We start from the raw sequence: 16348 nt of genomic DNA, 5'->3' as shown, positions 1-16348 counted from the left end.
GAGGGCGAGCGTGGCCGCGCGACCGTCGAAGGTCGCGGCGGCGGCGTGCCCGCCGAGCTGACGCAGCAGCGAGCCGCGGGTGCTCTCGACGCGCGAGCGCAGCGCCGGATCGATGCGCGCGCGGGTGAGCGTCAGCAGCTCCGCTCTGGCAGCGGCGTAGCGGCCCTGCGCGCCGAGCGCGACAGCGCGATACCACCTGTCCAGGGGGGTAGCCGGAGTCGGCAACTCCACAGCGGCCGTGCCGGGCGTTGGCCCGAAAGCAGTCGCAGCGAGTATTTCGGAACCGATATCCGCGGGTGAAGCCGTTGTCTGCACGCCGAGACTGTAGCCGCCACCGGCGGCGAGGCCTTCTCGTGATATGTCACGACGACGCAGGCGCAGCTACCGATCAGCTTTTCCTCCGGTGGCTCATGTTGCCATCAGGTAAATCTCCGCCCGCCGGCACCGCTACCGCAAAGTTTCGAATTCACATGCGTTTCGCGCAATTAACCTCGGCGCCCCGATTACGCCATCTGCGCCCCGTCCACGGCGGAGGGCCGTTGTGACCCGGAACACCCGCCCGACCGGCGGCCCAGCGGGCCGAAACCGGCCCTGCCTGGCTCGACCTGGGGAAACGCCCGACACCGCGAGCACCGCGCGGCGACCCATCCATAGCCAACCGAACAGTATGGACGGGTCGAGCATGAAATGTAAACAGTGCGCAGGTTAAATTTCAGCGTTGCGGATTTGCGGTACCAATGCGTCGAACTATTGACGGAAATTCCCGCGTGCACCTAACGTAGCTCATCGCCGGGGTCGGCGCCGCGCGAAATTGCAGCGACCACCTTCGGCACCGTCAGGCACCGTCGAGCCGGCCACCTCCGCGCGAGGTGGCGCGAAGACCTGCCGCACCACGTCGCTCGACAACGCTGACGAGCTCGCACCACAAGGAGTTCACCATGCCCATGCCCACCCACCTCCCCGGCCCGAACGCCGATGTCTGGGATTGGCAGATGCGCGGTTCGTGCCGCGGCCAGGACTCCGCCGTCTTCTTCCATCCCGACGGCGAACGTGGCCGTGCCCGCACCGCGCGCGAGATGCGCGCCAAAGAGATCTGCCGGGCCTGCCCCGTGCTGATGCAGTGCCGTACCCACGCGCTCAAGGTGAGCGAGCCGTACGGCATCTGGGGCGGGATGTCGGAGACCGAACGCGAGATGCACGCGCGCCGCAACCGGCGCCGCATGGCCGTCTAGATACTTCGGCAAATCAACTCCCATCCGCCCGGCGTGGCGTGCCGAATCTCTAGCAAACAGCTGGCACCCGAACAAGGCACCCCCGGGCGGAGGGAGGTCATAGCCGCGGGCTACATTCGTGACCGATGACACAGAATGGGTTCCGAAGCGAAGCCTTCCCACCGAGCGTGGATTCTGCGGTTACCGCACGCGCGGCCGAAGGAGTCGAGCTAGCTGCACTGTTGGAACGATGCGGCCTGTCCGACCAGCAAGCCTTTGCCGAACTGTACGACCGGACGTCTGCGCGCGTCTTCGGCCTGATCCTGCGGGTCCTCCACGACCCGGGATACGCGGAGGAGACCACGCAAGAGGTCTATCTCCAGATCTGGCGCACCGCAACGAGTTTCGACCCCGCCAAGGGGTCGGCGGTGACCTGGCTGATGACGTTGGCGCACCGACGGGCGGTCGACCGGGTTCGTGCCGAGCAAGCCCACACCCAGCGCGAGGTCGCGTACGGGATACGGGTTCTCGGCAACGAATTCGACGAGGTCACGGAGGAGGTGGAACGCAGACTCGAACAACAGGCCGTCCAGCGCGGGCTCTCGACTTTGACCGAGACGCAGCGCGAGGCGATCTCGCTCGCCTACTACGGCGGGCGCACCTATGCGGAGGTAGCTCAGCACCTCGGCATCGGACTACCGACCGTCAAGTCCCGTATTCGGGACGGACTGACACGACTGAAGAAAAGTTTGGGGGTGACGTGAGATGAACGAAGCCCAGATCGATCTCGCGCACACCGTCGCGCTCGGATTGATCGACGACGAAGACCATCACGCGATCCAGACCATCATCGATACCGAAGACCCCGTCCTCTGTACCGAGTTCCTGCACGAGATCCGCGCTACCCGCACGGTCCTCGCCGAACTCGCTGCGAGTACCCCGACACCACCTCCCCCCTCCCTGCGTGCGCGCCTGCTGGCCGCGCTCGACGCCGAAGAGCCCCCGGTAGCCAGCTAGCGCGAAAACGAAAGGCCCCCGAACCGCAGTGCGGTCCAGGGGCCTTCGTCGTGCCGCGGGTCAGTGCGCGTGGCCGTGATGCCCGTGGTCGTCGGCCTCCTCGGCCGGCTTCTCCACGATGGCGCTCTCGGTGGTCAGGATCATCCGCGCGACCGAGGCGGCGTTCACCACGGCGGAGCGGGTCACCTTGACCGGGTCGACGACACCGTCGGTGAGCAGGTCACCGTAGGTCAGGGTGGCGGCGTTGAAGCCCTCCTTGCCCTCGGCGACCTTGCTGACGACGACCGCGCCGTCGACACCGGCGTTGGTGGCGATCCAGAACAGCGGCGCCTCGAGGCCCTTGCGGACGACCTCGACGCCGACGCGCTGGTCACCGGTCAGCGAGTCGCGCAGCTCGATCAGCGCGGTCGCGGCCTGCACGAGTGCGGTACCGCCACCGGCGACGATGCCCTCCTCGACCGCGGCCTTGGCCGCCGCGACCGCGTCGTCGACGCGGTACTTGCGCTCCTTGAGCGCGGTCTCGGTGGCCGCGCCGACGCGGATCACCGCGACGCCGCCGGCCAGCTTCGCCAGACGCTCCTCGAGCTTCTCGCGATCCCAGTCGGAATCGGTGGCCTCGATCTCGCGACGCAGCTGCGCGCTGCGGGCCGCGATGTCGGCCTCGGTGCCCGCGCCGTCGATCAGGACAGTCTCGTCCTTGGTCACGACGATGCGACGCGCCTGACCGAGCTGCTCGATGGTGGCCTCGCGCAGGGTGACGCCCAGATCGGGGTTGATCACGGTGCCACCGGTGACGACGGCCAGGTCGTCGAGGAACGCCTTGCGGCGGTCACCGAAGAACGGCGCCTTGACCGCGACGGCCTTGAGGGTCTTGCGGATCGAGTTGACCACCAGGGTGGACAGCGCCTCGCCCTCGATGTCCTCGGCGATGATCAGCACCGACTTGCCGGACTCGGCGATCTTCTCGAGCAGCGGCAGCAGGTCGGGCAGCGAGCTGATCTTGTCGCGGTGCAGCAGGACGTAGGTGTCCTCCAGCACGGCCTGCTGGGTCTCGGGGTCGGTCACGAAGTAGGGCGAGAGGTAGCCCTTGTCGAACGCCACACCCTCGGTGATCACGAGCTCGGTCTGGGTGGTCGAGGACTCCTCGACCGTCACCACGCCGTCCTTGCCGACGGTGGTCAGCGCCTTGCCGACCATCGCGCCGATCTCCTCGTCCCGCGAGGAGACGGTGGCGACCTGGGCGATGGCCTGCTCGCCGGAGACCGGGGTGGCCGCGGCCAGCAGCACCTCCGACACCTTGTCGGCGGCCAGCGCGATGCCCTGGCCGAGGGAGATCGGGTTGGCACCCGCGGCGACGTTCTTCAGGCCCGCGCGCACGAAGGCCTGGGCCAGCACGGTCGCGGTCGTGGTGCCGTCACCGGCGACGTCGTTGGTCTTGGTGGCGACGCTCTTGACGAGCTGCGCGCCGAGGTTCTCGAAGGGGTCCTCGAGGTCGATGTCCCGCGCGATGGTGACACCGTCGTTGGTGACGGTCGGGCCACCGAAGGCCTTGGCCAGCACGACGTGGCGGCCACGGGGACCGAGGGTCACCTTGACGGCGTCGGCGAGCTTGTCGACACCGCGTTCCAGAGCCCGGCGAGCCTTCTCGTCGAACTCGATCTGCTTTGCCATAAAGGATTCAGCTCCTGTGTTGAATGGCGGCACTCCCGGGCCCCTACGTGGTGACGCGAGCTGCCGCCTCCGGGTCCGTCGCTCATGCCGCGAGTGAGAACGCAATCCGCCCCGGGTCGCTGGACGACGCCGGGGCGGAACGCGAATGCGGCGTTGGCCTACTTGGTGACGACGGCCAGGATGTCGCGCGCCGACAGGATGAGGTACTCGCCACCCTGGTACTTGATCTCGGTGCCGCCGTACTTGCTGTAGATGACGACGTCGCCTTCCTTGACGTCGACGGGGATGCGGTCACCCTTGTCGGTGATCCGGCCCTCGCCGACGGCGATGACGGTGCCCTCCTGCGGCTTCTCCTTGGCCGTGTCCGGGATGACCAGGCCGGAGGCCGTCGTCGTCTCGGCCTCGTTGGCCTGGACGAGGATCTTGTCCTCGAGCGGCTTGATGTTCACGCTCGCCACGTTGAGCCCTCCACTTTCAGGGGAATTCGGTCGTCCGGAACTGTTGCCCCGGACCGGGTTTCGGTCTGCATGCGACCCTGCGCGTCAGCCCCGTCGTCGCGGGTGCCGGGACCCGAAGCCCAGTAGTCGACTGGCACAAGCACAGCTACACAGTGCCGACTAGCACTCTATACGTGAGAGTGCCAGCGCTCAAGGCCGGGTTCTGCCAATGTCGCATTTTCGACACGCCCACACTGGCCAGTGATCTTCACATCGCTTGCCACAATCTGTAACGTTCGCATAACAGGCTGTGAAAGGATATGTATAGCGTTCCATTCGAGATGGTCGGCATCACAGAACCATCCGCTCGAAGGGAGGTGAACATGCGAACATCCCTCGGCATCTCCGCAGGTAACGAGGTGGTGTGCTCAGCGCTGGTCGCCACCGGTCCGGCCGGTGAGCAGAGCTTCGATTACCGCGTCGTCTCCGCCGACGCGGCCCATTCCGATCTCGGCGATCTCGTGTCGTCCTCGATCGAGCTGATGACCACCCAGCTGCCCGTCACCCAGGGCGCCGCCATGGCGGGCGAACCGCTCGGGCGTTATTCCACCGGCGCGCACCGCAGGGCCGAGTCGGCCCGATCGCGCCCACCGACCAGCGTCGCCGTCGCCTACCGGAACAAGGAGCAGGCCCAGGCCATCCGGGCCGCCACCACCCGGCACCGGGATCTGCGGCTGGTGCCCGAGGGCACCGCGGCGATGACCTACTTACGCGACACCGGCCTGCTCGGCCGCTACGCCACCGTCGCCGTGGTCGACCTCGGCGCCACCGGACTCACCGTCACCGTCGTCGACTACGCCGACGGCACGATCCTGCACACCGAACGCACGCCCACGCTCAGCGGCAACGCCATCGACGAGCTGATCTACCACCACCTCGTCGACCTGCACTACGCCCGCCGGGGCACCAGGCCCAACCGCGGCACCCTGACCAACCGGGGCCGGGCGGCCAAGGAGCACCTGTCGATCGCGCCCGCGGTCACCATCGACCACGTCGCCGGGCAGCCGCTCAAGCTCACCCGCTCCGATTTCGAGGAGCTCATCGGTGGGCTGCTGCGCAATATCGCGCTGTTCACCGGTTCGGTCTTCACCCGCGCGCCGAAGTACCCCGAGGCGGTCGCGGTGATCGGCGGCTGCGCCAACATCCCCGCCGTCGTGGAGACGCTGCACGGCAGGCTGGACGTCCCGGTCCTCACCGTGCCCGATCCGGAGGCCGTGATCGCCAAGGGCGCCGCGCTCGTCGCCGACGCGGCGGCACCCTCGGCCCTCCAGGTGGCCGCGCTGGGCGACGCCCCGAGCGGCACCTTCGCCAAGGTCGCCGGGACGCTGGCCGGCGCGGTCGTCGTGGTCGGCCTGGTGATCGGCTACGGCGTGCAGGCGGTCTCGCCCGACCCCGCCGATGTCACCCCCGCGGGAACCAGCAGCACCGTGCGGCAACCGCCGTTACCCGTGGTGCCGCAGCAGGCACCGACACCCCAGAATCGCGAGAGCACCGACCGCACCGGCGTCACCAACGCGCCGCCCACCACCGAAGTCACGACGACCCCGGCCCCGACCACGCCGTCGACCACGCCGCCGTCGTCGCCCCCGAGCCAGATGGCGCCGCCGTCGTCGACGACGGCGCCCACGCTGCGCCCGGATCCGAATCTGCCGCAGATCCCCTACCCGGAGTCGCCGCTCGGCCCGATCGACAGTGGGTCCTCGGGTGGCCAGCAGCAGCGACCGTCGACGCCGAACACCTCACCGTCCCAGCGGCCCGCCCAGGGCCTGCTCCCGGTGCCGCCCGCCGCGAGTACCCCGGAGAGCGCGCCACTGCAGCTGATCGACTAGCCGCGCAGAGCGCTCACCGACACCGGCAGACCCGGATCGGTGGCGACCGTCAATTCCGCGGGCTGCGCGCCCGCCGCGATCACGTGCGCACCGAGCGCCGCGATCATCACCCCGTTGTCGGTGCACAGCCGAGGCTTGGGCACCCGCAGGGTCAATCCCGCTGCCGCGCAGCGTTCCTCGGCCAGCGAACGAATCCGCGAATTCGCGGTGGCACCGCCGCCGAGCACGATCGTATCCACGCCGACATCGGTCGCGGCGCGCACGGCCTTCATCGTCAGCACATCGGCCACCGCCTCCTGGAAGGACGCGGCGATATCCGGGATCGGCAGCTGGTCGGGGCCGATGCCCTGGCGCTGCGCGGCCTCGACATAGCGGGCTACCGCGGTCTTGAGGCCGGAGAAGGAGAAGTCGTAGCGGGCATCGCGCGGACCGGTCATGCCGCGCGGGAACGCGATCGCGCGCGGGTCGCCGTCCTTGGCCGCCGCGTCGAGGTAGGGACCGCCCGGGTAGCCGAGGCCGAGCAGGCGGGCGACCTTGTCGAAGGCCTCACCCGCGGCGTCGTCGACCGTGCTGCCGAGTTCGGTGATCGGCGAGCCCAGGTCGGTGACCTGCAGCAGGTGCGTGTGCCCGCCGGAGACGAGCAGCGCCACTGCGGGCGGCAGCGGACCGTGCTCGAGAGTGTCCACCGCGACGTGCCCGCCGAGGTGGTTGAGCGCGTAGAACGGTACGTCCCAGGCGGCCGCGTAGGCCTTGGCCGCGGCGACGCCGACCAGCAGCGCACCGGCGAGGCCGGGCCCGATGGTAACGGCGAGCGCGTCGGGCTTGCTGATGCCCGCGGCGGCCAGCGCCCGGCGCATGGCGGGCACGATCGCCTCGAGATGCGCGCGCGAGGCGATCTCGGGGACCACGCCGCCGAAGCGCGCGTGCTGGTCGACGCTGGAGGCCACCTCGTCGGCGAGCAGTTCCAGCGAACCATCCGGGTGGCGCCGGACGATGCCGACACCCGTTTCGTCGCACGAGCTTTCGATGCCCATGACGATCACGACAGCACCTCGTCCTGCCTGCCGCGCGCGGCCCATTCGTCGGCCGCCACGGTGAGTTCGGGCCTGCGCATCGTGTACGCGTCGGCGCCGCTGGGGTGGTAGTAGTTCTTGCGCAGCCCGATGATGTGGAAACCGTGCTTGGCGTAGAGCGCGATCGCGGGCGCGTTGTCGGTGCGGACCTCGAGGAACACCGGGCCGCCACGTTCGGCGGCGGTGGCCAGCAACGCCTCCAGCAGCAGCGTGCCGATGCCGCCGCGATGACAGTCCGGATCGACGCCGATGGTGTGCACCTCGGCTTCGGGATGCGCGGCGTCGCCGAGCAGCGCGATGCCCGCGTACCCGACCATCGCGCCGTTCGCGTCGCGGGCGGTGATGTAGCGGTTGTGCGCGCCGGCCAGCTCGGACCGGAACGACACCGCCTGCCAGGGGTCGTCCTCGGGGAACAGCAGGTGCTCGAGCTCGACGCAGCGGTCGATGTCGTGCACCGTCATCGGTGCGATCCGGTAGTCGGACACGGCGCTCACGCCCCGGTCCGGTCGAGGGTGCGGAAGCTGTTCTCCACGGCGTCGGGCCTGCGCAGGTACAGCGGGACCAGCGGCTCGGGCGCGGTACCGGCCAGCAGCTCGGCCGCGGCGACGGTCACCAGCCCGGCGGGCGAGGGCGTCTCGCTCGGCAGCACCGGCAGATCGAAGTAGTCGACGTGGGCGGCCGAGCCCGCGATCGCGGCGGCGTCGCCGAGCGGGACCTCGGCGGGCTTGCACACCTCGGGTCCGGCGCTGCGCGTCCCGTTCAGGTAGCGGGCCCAGTAGACCTCGCGCCTGCGCGCGTCGGTCACCACCAGCAGTTCGCCGATGTCGCGCTGCTCGCCCGTGGCCTCGGCCTCGGCGGCGATGGCATCGAGGCTGCACACCCCGTACACGGGCAGCCCCAGCGCGTCACCGAAGGCGGCGGCGGTGGCCATCCCGACGCGCAGCCCGGTGAACGGGCCCGGCCCGATCCCGACGACGAGCGCGTCGAGCTCGTCGCGGCGCACCCCGGCCTCGGTGAGGCATTCCAGGATCTGCGGGGTGAGCACTTCGGCGTGGGCGCGGGCGTCGACCTTCACGCGGGCAGCGAGCGTCGCCACGGCGGGCCGGGCGTCCGCGTCGGCGGCAGGTGACAGATGCACCAATCCCGCTGTAACGGCGGGTGTCGCGGTGTCGACTGCTAGTACGAGCATGATTGTCTCAACAATACCGGGTGGTTTCCGCGCCCGGCGCGCACCGGTGCCCGCCGATCCACGGGTTATTCGATCCACTCCCAGATGGCCGTGCGCACATCGGATTCCGGTTCCCGGGCGAGTTGCACCCGCAGATGCCGCTCGGTGAGGTGTTCGACGACACCCTTGCCCCACTCCACCACCACGACGGCGTGATGTAAGTCGGTGTCGAGGTCGAGAGCGTCGAGTTCGTCCAGGTCGCCCGCGAGGCGGTAGGCGTCCACGTGCACCAGCGCGACGCCGGGCGTGCCGTCGGGCCGCTGCCCCGCCTTGTGCGCCCGCGCGATGATGAAGGTCGGCGAGCTGACCCGGCCAGCCACGCCGAGACCCGCCGCGATTCCCCTGGTCAGCGCCGTTTTTCCGGCGCCGAGCGGACCGTCGAGCACCACCAGGTCGCCGGCGCGCAGGGTCGCGGCCAGCTCCCGGCCGAACGCCTCGGTGTCCTCGACCGTGGCGAGGACACGCTGCTGTGGCTCAGCCACCGACGGCCTCCCCACTCCGCGCGTCGCCGAAGCCGGCGGCGGCCAGCAGCCGATCGAGCGCGTCCAGCGTCACCTCGGGGTACTGCAGGTGCGGCATGTGCGCGGCCTCGCGCACCCGCACCAGCTCGCTGCCGGGCAGCGCCGCGGCCAGCGCGCGCGAATTGCGGAACGGGATCACCATGTCGTGCGCGCCGCCCAGGACCAGCACCGGCATCTCGGCCAGCACCGGCAGCGCCGCCGACTCATCGTGCAACTCAATCGCTTTCAGGAACTTCTCGATGGTCGCGACCGGGGTGCGGTCGATCATCATCGTGGTGAATCGCGACAGCGTCGGGCTCACCGGACCGTGGAACGAGCTGACGTGCAGGATCGGCGTCACCAGCTGCTTGCTCGCGGTCCGGCTCACCTGGACGACGGCGGGCGCGGTACGCACCGCCATCCGGAATCCGTCGATGGCCGGATGCCGCAGCAGCTGCGGCAGCCCGGTCGCGGTCACCTCGGCGGCGGCGGTGCAGAACAGGCCGACCGCGCGCACCCGCGCCGCGAAGAGTTCGGGAAACTGCGCCGCGGCCGCGAGCACGGCCATCCCGCCGAGCGAATGGCCCACCAGCACCACCGGCCCGGTCGGCGCGCACTCGCGCAGCACGGCGGCGACATCGTGGCCGAGCTGGGCGACGGTGCAGCTCTCGGTGCTCGGCGTGCCGGAGCGGCCGTGCCCGCGCTGGTCGAAGAAGACCATCCGGACCCGCGGACCCCAGGCGCGCGCGAGATCGCGGCGCTGGAAGTGGAAGGACTCCATGCTGTTGCAGAAGCCGTGCACGAACACGACGGTCACCTCGGCGGACTCGTCACCGTAGGTGCGGGTGGCCAGCGACACACCGTCGTCGGCGATCACCGACCCCGGCTCGTCCTCGTCGATCAGGGCGAAGTTCTCGTCGCGGTACTCGTCGCGTTCGGCGGGCCACAGCACGCGCGCGCCGATCCGGCGCAGCGTGTGCGCGACGGCGAGCGCGCCGAGCAGGCTCGCGGTCGCCAGGCCGCCGCGCAGGATCACCCTGCCCCGCGTCATCGGCCGGTCCCCACGTAGCGGCGCACGGCCCGGCCGCGCGGCGAGCAGACCACCTCGTAGTCGATGGTGTCGAGCAGCCTGGCCCAGTCGAGCGCGTGCGGATGCCCGGCGCCGCCGCCGAAGAGCACCGCCCGATCACCCTCCCGCACGCCGCCCGGGTTGTCGCCGAGGTCGACCATGAACTGGTCCATGCACACCCGCCCGACATTACGGTGCCGGGACCCGCCCAGCCACACCTCGAAACGCCCACTCAGCGAGCGGAATACACCGTCGGCGTACCCGGCGGGCACCAGCGCGACCGTCGTGTCGCGCGGCGCGATCCAGCGGTGCCCGTAGGACACGCCCTCCCCCGCGGCCACCCGCTTCACCAGGGTGACCTCGGCTTGCAACGTCATCGCGGGCCGCAGCCCGAAGTCGCCGAGCTCCGGGATCGGCGACAGCCCGTACACCGCGATGCCCGGGCGCACCACGTCGAAGTGCAGGTCGGGGCGGGTCAGCGTGGCCGCGGAGTTGGCCAGGTGCACCTGCTCGGGTTCCAGCCCCTGCTCCTTGGCCTGCGCGATCGCCTCCACGAAGCGTTCCCGCTGCCGGTCGAGCATCGGATGCTCCGGTTCGTCGGAGTGCGCGAGGTGGGAGAAGATCGCCCGGAACCGAACGACCTGCTCGTCGACGAGGACGCGCAGTGCCCGCAGAACCTGCGGATACTCGGCGACCGAGACCCCGTTGCGGTTCAAGCCGGTGTCGACCTTGAGCGTCACGGTGGCGGTCCGGCCGCTCGCGCGCGCGGCCCGCTCGACGGCCCGCAACTGCGTGAGCGAGGACACCCCGATCTCGACATCGGCCGCGATCGCGGCGCCGAAATCGGCATCGATGGTGTTGAGCCAGCACAGGATCGGCGCGGTGATCCCGGCGGCGCGCAGGGCCAGCGCCTCGGCGACGGTCGTGACCCCCAGCTCGGTGGCTCCCGCCGCCAGCGCCGTGCGGCCGACCTCGACCGCGCCGTGGTTGTAGCCGTCGGCCTTGACCACCGCCATCACCCCGGCGCCCTGCGCGAACTCGCGCAGCACACGCACGTTGTGGGCGATGGCATCCAGGTCGATGACAGTCTCCACTTGCGCATTCACGGCTTCGATCCTGCCAGGACCCGCCGGATTCGTGGCAGCTGGGCTGCCTACCTCACCCCGCGGCGGCCGACCACGCGCACTCCCCGTCCACACGCGAGGGGGCAGGTTCGCGGTCGTCTCGGAATTCTCGCCTGGGTCGTGTGGTCATTCGCCCGCGAGTTCCCGCAGCACGCGGATAGCCGGGCGGATGTGCCGCAACAGCGGCGAGGCGGAGATCGGCGCGGCCGCCGGCTCGCCGTCGTATGCGGCGAGGTTGGCGGCCAAGGCGTGCACGCGAGCGGCGGCCGCGGCCGACCACGCGGGCGGGCGACCCGCCGCCAACAGCGCGCCGAGCAGTCCGGACAGCACGTCACCCGAGCCCGCCGTCGCGGCCCACGAACCACCGGCATCGCTGACCAGCGTCGGCTCCCCCGGCGTCGCGATGATCGTCGCGCGGCCCTTCAGCAGCACGGTCACCTGCCACTCGTCGGCGAGCGCGCGCACCGCCTCCACCCGATCCGGACCGGGTTCGGCACCGGTGAGCCGGGCGAACTCACCCGCGTGCGGCGTCAGCACCGTCGGTGCGGTGCGGCCCCGCACCAGGGCGGGTTCGGCGGCGAGCAGGGTGAGCCCGTCGGCGTCGACGAGCACCGGCAGCTCGGTGGCCAGCACCTGCGCGAGCCGGTCCCTGGCCGCGAGGTCGGTCCCCGCGCCGGGACCGAACACCCACGCCTGGACCCGCCCCGTGCCCGAGATCGTGTGGCTGGCAATGACTTCGGGGAACTTCTCCAGCACCTCGGTGTCGTCGCCGACGTAGCGCACCAGGCCCGAGGTCGCCGCCACCGCCGCGCCGGTGCTCAGCACCCCGGCTCCCGGATACTTCGCGCTGCCCGCGCACACCCCCACCACGCCCTGGCTGTACTTGTCGTCCGTCGCGCCGGGGATCGGCCAGTCCGCTCCGATCGCCGCGGCCGCGAGCTGGGCGAGGTCGGGTTCGGGCAGCCGCAAACCGATCGGCACCAGCACGATTCGTCCGCAATACGGCGCGGCCAGCGCGTGCACCGGCTTGTAGGCCCCGAACGCCACCGTCACCTCGGCGCGGACCGCGGGACCGTCCACCGCGCCGGTGTCCACGTCAACGCCGCTGGGCAGATCGACCGCGACGATCGGAACGTCCACGGCCGCCACCAGTTCCGCGGCCGCCGGGCGCAACGGTCCCCGACCGGAGATCCCCACGATCCCGTCGATCACCAGATCCACCGCGTCGAGCCGGTCGACCACCCGCCCGCCCGCCTTCCGCAGCGCCGCCAACCCCGCCGGATGCGCGCGTTCGGGACTCAGCAGCACCGCGCGCACCGCCACCCCGCGGCGCGCCAGCATCGACCCCGCCCACAGCGCGTCGCCACCGTTGTCGCCCGACCCGACCAGCAGCCCCACCGCCCGGCCCGCGACACCGCCGGTCCAGGAACGCAATTCATCGGCCACCACGTTGGCCAGCCCGTACGCGGCCCGGCGCATCGGCATCCCCGCGGGCACGCGGGTGAACAGCTCCGCCTCGGCCGCCCTGACCTGGTCGGCGGTGAAGTAGCCACGCCGATCCGTCATCGTCGCCTCCCGGCCGCCCGCGCGGCCCACGACAGGTCCGCGATCGTTCGCAGACTACGCTCCAGACCCATGTCGATGGTTCGTCACCGCGCCGCATCCACCCGGGTTGTCGCCGGATTCGTCGTGGCCGCCACCCTGTTGATCGCCGGTTGTTCCGGCGACTCCGGGAACGCCGCCTCCACCACTACCCGCAAGCCGCGTCCGGTCACCACCACGACCACCCAGACCGAGCACAAGCCGACCAACCTCACGGTCGACGTCTCCGGGATGAAGTACTCCCCCGCCGACGCCACCATCAAGGTCGGCGAGACCGTCACCTGGAAGTTCTCCGACAAGGCCCCGCACAACGTGCAGGGCATCGGCGACAAGGCGATGGGCATCAACAGCCCGATCATCGACAAGGGCGAATGGTCCTACACCTTCACCCAGCCCGGCACCTACCGCTACCTGTGCAGTCTGCACCCGGACATGCGCGGGACCATCACGGTGTCTTAGGAGCGCTGGCGCGCTCGAGGTCGGCGGCCCCTTGTATCCCGCCGGTCAGGCGCCGTGGCTTGCTCCTTCGTCGCTTGCGCCACGGCGCCTGACCGGCGGGACGGCCGCCGACGGCCGACTGCGTCGGCCTGCCCTCCCCAAGGGTCGGGCGTGCGGGGCCGAGTTGTCGGAGCGCTGGTGCGCTCAGGTCGACTTCGCCGGCCTGCCCTTCCCCGAGGTCGGGGCGGGCGGGGACGGAGTTGGGCGGAGTCGATCTATTCGACGGTGACCGACTTGGCCAGGTTGCGCGGCTTGTCCACGTCGTAGCCACGCGCCTGCGCCACCTCGGCGGCGAAGATCTGCAGCGGCACCGTCGACAGCAGCGGCTGGTACAGCGTCGGCGCGGCCGGGATCTCGATCAGGTCGTCGGCGAACGGCCGCACCGTGTCGTCGCCCTCCTCGGCGATCACGATGGTCCGGGCGCCGCGCGCCTGGATCTCACGGATATTGCTCAGCAGCTTCGAGTGCAGCACCGGGCGCCCCTTGGGCGAGGGCATCACCACGATGACCGGCAGACCGTCCTCGATCAGCGCGATCGGTCCGTGCTTGAGCTCACCGGCGGCGAAGCCCTCGGCGTGCATGTACGCGAGTTCCTTGAGCTTGAGCGCGCCCTCCAGCGCCACCGGGTACCCGACGTGGCGGCCGAGGAACAGCACCGTCGGCACGTGCGCCAGTTCGCGCGCGATGGCCCGCACCTGCGCACCGGTCTCGAGCACCCGCGCGATCAGCTTCGGCATGGCCTCGAGCTCGGCGAACTCGCGAGCGACCTCGTCGGGGTACTTCACGCCACGGGCCTGCGCCAGGGCCAGGCCGACCAGGTAGTTGGCCGCCACCTGCGCCAGGAACGCCTTGGTCGAGGCGACACCGATCTCCGGCCCGGTCCTGGTGTAGATCACCGCGTCCGACTCGCGCGGGATCTGCGCGCCGTTGGTGTTGCAGATGGCGAGCACGCGCGCCTTCTGCTCCTTGGCGTGGCGCACCGCCTCGAGCGTGTCGGCCGTCTCGCCGGACTGCGAGATCGCCACCACCAGCGTCGACCGGTCCAGGACCGGGTCGCGATAGCGGAACTCACTGGCCAGCTCGACCTCCACCGGCACCCGGGTCCAGTGCTCGATCGCGTACTTGGCCAGCAGGCCCGCGTGGTAGGAGCTGCCACACGCGACGACGAACACCTTGTCGAACTCACGCAGTTCCTGATCGGCGAGGCGCTGCTCGTCCAAGACGATCCGGCCGCCGTTCTCGTCGACGACGAAATGCCCGATCAGGGTGTCGGCGACCGCGGTCGGCTGCTCCTCGATCTCCTTGAGCATGAAGTAGTCGTGGCCGCCCTTCTCGGCGGCGGCCAGATCCCAGTCGATGGTGAACGGCCTGGTCGTCACGCCCTCGGTGTTGCCGGCGAAGTCGGTGACGGTGTAGCTGTCGGCGGTGATCACCACGGCCTGGTTCTGCCCGAGCTCGACCGCCTCGCGGGTGTGCTCGATGAACGCGGTGACATCGGAGGCGATGAACATCTCGCCCTGCCCGACCCCGACGACCAGCGGCGTCGACTGCCGGGCGGCAACAATCGTGCCCGGGTGATCGGCATGGGTGAAGACCAGCGTGAACGCGCCCTCGAGGCGCTGCAGGACGGCCAGCGCGCTCGCGGTGAAATCGCCCGCGGTGGGGCCCTCGGCGTAGGCGCGCGCCACCAGGTGCACCGCGACCTCGGTGTCGGTGTCGCTGAGCAGCTCGATGCCCGCGTTCTCCAACTCGCGGCGCAGCGGTGCGAAGTTCTCGATGATGCCGTTGTGGACCACGGCGAGCTTGCCGGAGGCGTCCCGGTGCGGATGCGCGTTGCGGTCGGTCGGCGCGCCGTGCGTCGCCCACCGGGTGTGGCCCATGCCGCTGGTGCCCGCGAACCGCTCGGCCCCGGCTTCGGCCAGCTCGGCCTCCAGATTGGCCAGCTTGCCCGCCTTGCGTTCGACCGCGATCGACCCGTTTCCGTCGAGAATCGCGACGCCCGCGGAGTCGTATCCGCGATACTCCATGCGTCGCAACGCGTCGACGACAACGCCGAGCGCGTCCCGGTACCCGACGTAGCCCACGATTCCGCACATGGTCCCCCACCCTACTGATCGGATACCCTTCTCGCCGTGTCGGTGTCTGTGAAGTCGCTCCTGAGCACCCTGTCCGCGCGTGGCCCCCACCGGGTGTTGCGCGGAAATCTGGGCATCGCGGGCCAGCCGGGTGTGGTGTACACCCCCGAATCCGGGCTGAGCCTGCCCGCCGTCGCGTTCGCGCACGGCTGGCTGACCAGCGCCGAGAACTACAAGAGCCTGCTCGAGCACGTCGCCTCGTGGGGCTTCGTCGTCGCCGCGCCCGACACCGAACGCGGCCCGATCCCGTCACACCTGGACCTCGGCACCGACCTGCTCACCACGCTCGACATCGTCAGCAAGGTGCGCCTCGGTGACGGCACCATCAGCGTCCACCCCGACCGCCTCGCCTTGGCGGGCCACGGCATGGGCGCTGGCGCGGCCGTCATCGCGGCCGCCCAGCGCCGCGTCGCCGCCGTCGCCGCCCTGTTCCCCGCCCCCACCTCCCCGGCCGCGGAGAACATCGCCCCCGATATCGACACGCCCGGCCTGATCCTGGCCGGCGCCACCGACCTCGACTCGGTCAACTCCAACGCCCGCGCTCTCGCCACCGCCTGGGCCGGCCCCTCCCTCCTGCGCACCATCGACGGCGCCTCCCACAACGGCATCATCGAGGGCCGCCGCCTCTTCGCCGCCCTCGGCGCGGGCCGCTACGAACACAAGACCGAGAAGACCACCCGAGCCCTCCTCACCGGCTACCTCCTGTCCACCCTCCTCGGCGACAAGACCTACGCCCCCTTCGCCGACCCCGAAGCCGCCCTCCCCCACACCAAGGTCGTCGACCCGACCGCGGTGGTCGAGGAGGAAGCCCCCAAACTCTCCCTCGGCACAGTCGCCAAGCTGATCCGGAAGTAGTCCAGCTCAGCGGGAATCCGACCGGACGACCTTCGAGTC

At 70.6% G+C, this 16348-nt stretch carries 16 protein-coding genes and 1 pseudogene; 6 read left to right on the top strand and 11 right to left on the bottom strand.

From position 1 onward, the window contains the following. A pseudogene (locus tag ATM97_RS10400) lies at window positions 1-231 on the bottom strand (hypothetical protein); the annotation flags it as partial. A gap of 707 nt (window positions 232-938) precedes the next feature. On the opposite strand from ATM97_RS10400, the gene ATM97_RS10395 reads away from it, so the two are divergent. The 3 genes from ATM97_RS10395 to ATM97_RS10385 all read left to right on the top strand — a co-directional run bounded on the left by ATM97_RS10395 (window position 939) and on the right by ATM97_RS10385 (window position 2228). Then, entirely contained in the window at window positions 939-1232 is a 294-nt protein-coding gene (locus ATM97_RS10395; protein WP_022567299.1) for a WhiB family transcriptional regulator, read from the top strand. A gap of 125 nt (window positions 1233-1357) precedes the next feature. After that, window positions 1358-1975, top strand: coding sequence for a sigma-70 family RNA polymerase sigma factor (locus ATM97_RS10390; RefSeq protein ID WP_255587510.1), 618 nt, complete (start codon window positions 1358-1360; stop codon window positions 1973-1975). A gap of 1 nt (window position 1976) precedes the next feature. Then, window positions 1977-2228 carry a hypothetical protein gene (locus tag ATM97_RS10385; RefSeq protein WP_218717755.1) on the top strand — a complete coding sequence of 84 codons (252 nt, stop codon included), beginning with the start codon at window positions 1977-1979 and terminating at the stop codon, window positions 2226-2228. Between the two features lie 60 nt (window positions 2229-2288). On the opposite strand, the gene groL is transcribed toward ATM97_RS10385, so the two are convergent. Further along, a complete protein-coding gene (gene groL / locus ATM97_RS10380) occupies window positions 2289-3899 on the bottom strand; it encodes a chaperonin GroEL (protein ID WP_218717754.1) in 1611 nt (536 codons plus the stop codon). A 158-nt stretch (window positions 3900-4057) separates the two neighbouring features. Then, window positions 4058-4357 (bottom strand): co-chaperone GroES, encoded by a 300-nt coding sequence (groES, locus tag ATM97_RS10375; RefSeq protein ID WP_110037083.1) that lies wholly within the window; start codon window positions 4355-4357, stop codon window positions 4058-4060. Between the two features lie 362 nt (window positions 4358-4719). Here groES and ATM97_RS10370 point away from each other — a divergent pair, with 362 nt between their 5' ends. After that, complete coding sequence (locus ATM97_RS10370) at window positions 4720-6225, top strand: Hsp70 family protein (protein ID WP_218717753.1); 1506 nt, start codon at window positions 4720-4722, stop codon at window positions 6223-6225. Here the strand turns inward: ATM97_RS10370 and tsaD are convergent. The 7 genes from tsaD to ATM97_RS10335 all read right to left on the bottom strand — a co-directional run bounded on the left by tsaD (window position 6222) and on the right by ATM97_RS10335 (window position 12785). Continuing rightward, window positions 6222-7268 carry a tRNA (adenosine(37)-N6)-threonylcarbamoyltransferase complex transferase subunit TsaD gene (tsaD, locus tag ATM97_RS10365; protein ID WP_218717752.1) on the bottom strand — a complete coding sequence of 349 codons (1047 nt, stop codon included), beginning with the start codon at window positions 7266-7268 and terminating at the stop codon, window positions 6222-6224. The two genes, ATM97_RS10370 and tsaD, sit on opposite strands and share 4 nt — an antisense overlap. Next, entirely contained in the window at window positions 7265-7759 is a 495-nt protein-coding gene (gene rimI, locus ATM97_RS10360) for a ribosomal protein S18-alanine N-acetyltransferase (RefSeq protein ID WP_218717760.1), read from the bottom strand. The genes tsaD and rimI overlap by 4 nt, the downstream gene beginning before the upstream one ends. A gap of 29 nt (window positions 7760-7788) precedes the next feature. Continuing rightward, window positions 7789-8487, bottom strand: coding sequence for a tRNA (adenosine(37)-N6)-threonylcarbamoyltransferase complex dimerization subunit type 1 TsaB (gene tsaB, locus ATM97_RS10355; RefSeq protein ID WP_218717751.1), 699 nt, complete (start codon window positions 8485-8487; stop codon window positions 7789-7791). Between the two features lie 65 nt (window positions 8488-8552). Continuing rightward, complete coding sequence (tsaE, locus tag ATM97_RS10350; protein ID WP_218717750.1) at window positions 8553-9008, bottom strand: tRNA (adenosine(37)-N6)-threonylcarbamoyltransferase complex ATPase subunit type 1 TsaE; 456 nt, start codon at window positions 9006-9008, stop codon at window positions 8553-8555. After that, entirely contained in the window at window positions 9001-10077 is a 1077-nt protein-coding gene (locus ATM97_RS10345) for an alpha/beta fold hydrolase (RefSeq protein ID WP_218717749.1), read from the bottom strand. Before ATM97_RS10345 ends, tsaE begins: the two co-directional genes overlap by 8 nt. Then, the gene (gene alr / locus ATM97_RS10340) at window positions 10074-11210 is read right to left on the bottom strand and encodes an alanine racemase (RefSeq protein WP_218717759.1); all 1137 of its coding nucleotides are present in this window, start codon (window positions 11208-11210) and stop codon (window positions 10074-10076) included. Before alr ends, ATM97_RS10345 begins: the two co-directional genes overlap by 4 nt. A gap of 135 nt (window positions 11211-11345) precedes the next feature. Then, complete coding sequence (locus ATM97_RS10335; RefSeq protein WP_218717748.1) at window positions 11346-12785, bottom strand: NAD(P)H-hydrate dehydratase; 1440 nt, start codon at window positions 12783-12785, stop codon at window positions 11346-11348. A 69-nt stretch (window positions 12786-12854) separates the two neighbouring features. On the opposite strand from ATM97_RS10335, the gene ATM97_RS10330 reads away from it, so the two are divergent. Beyond that, window positions 12855-13280, top strand: coding sequence for a cupredoxin family copper-binding protein (locus tag ATM97_RS10330; RefSeq protein WP_218717747.1), 426 nt, complete (start codon window positions 12855-12857; stop codon window positions 13278-13280). 254 nt (window positions 13281-13534) lie between these two features. Here ATM97_RS10330 and glmS read toward each other — a convergent pair whose 3' ends face one another. Further along, entirely contained in the window at window positions 13535-15415 is a 1881-nt protein-coding gene (gene glmS / locus ATM97_RS10325; RefSeq protein ID WP_218717746.1) for a glutamine--fructose-6-phosphate transaminase (isomerizing), read from the bottom strand. 36 nt (window positions 15416-15451) lie between these two features. Between glmS and ATM97_RS10320 the strand changes: the two genes are divergently transcribed. Continuing rightward, complete coding sequence (locus ATM97_RS10320; RefSeq protein ID WP_218717745.1) at window positions 15452-16309, top strand: alpha/beta hydrolase; 858 nt, start codon at window positions 15452-15454, stop codon at window positions 16307-16309. Window positions 16310-16348 lie beyond the last annotated feature (39 nt).

This window comes from Nocardia sp. MH4, assembly GCF_019266065.1.
Lineage (GTDB): Bacteria > Actinomycetota > Actinomycetes > Mycobacteriales > Mycobacteriaceae > Nocardia > Nocardia canadensis.
The sequence above is the reverse complement of the archived record's forward strand: the minus strand, read 5'-3'. Positions and strand labels throughout refer to the sequence as shown.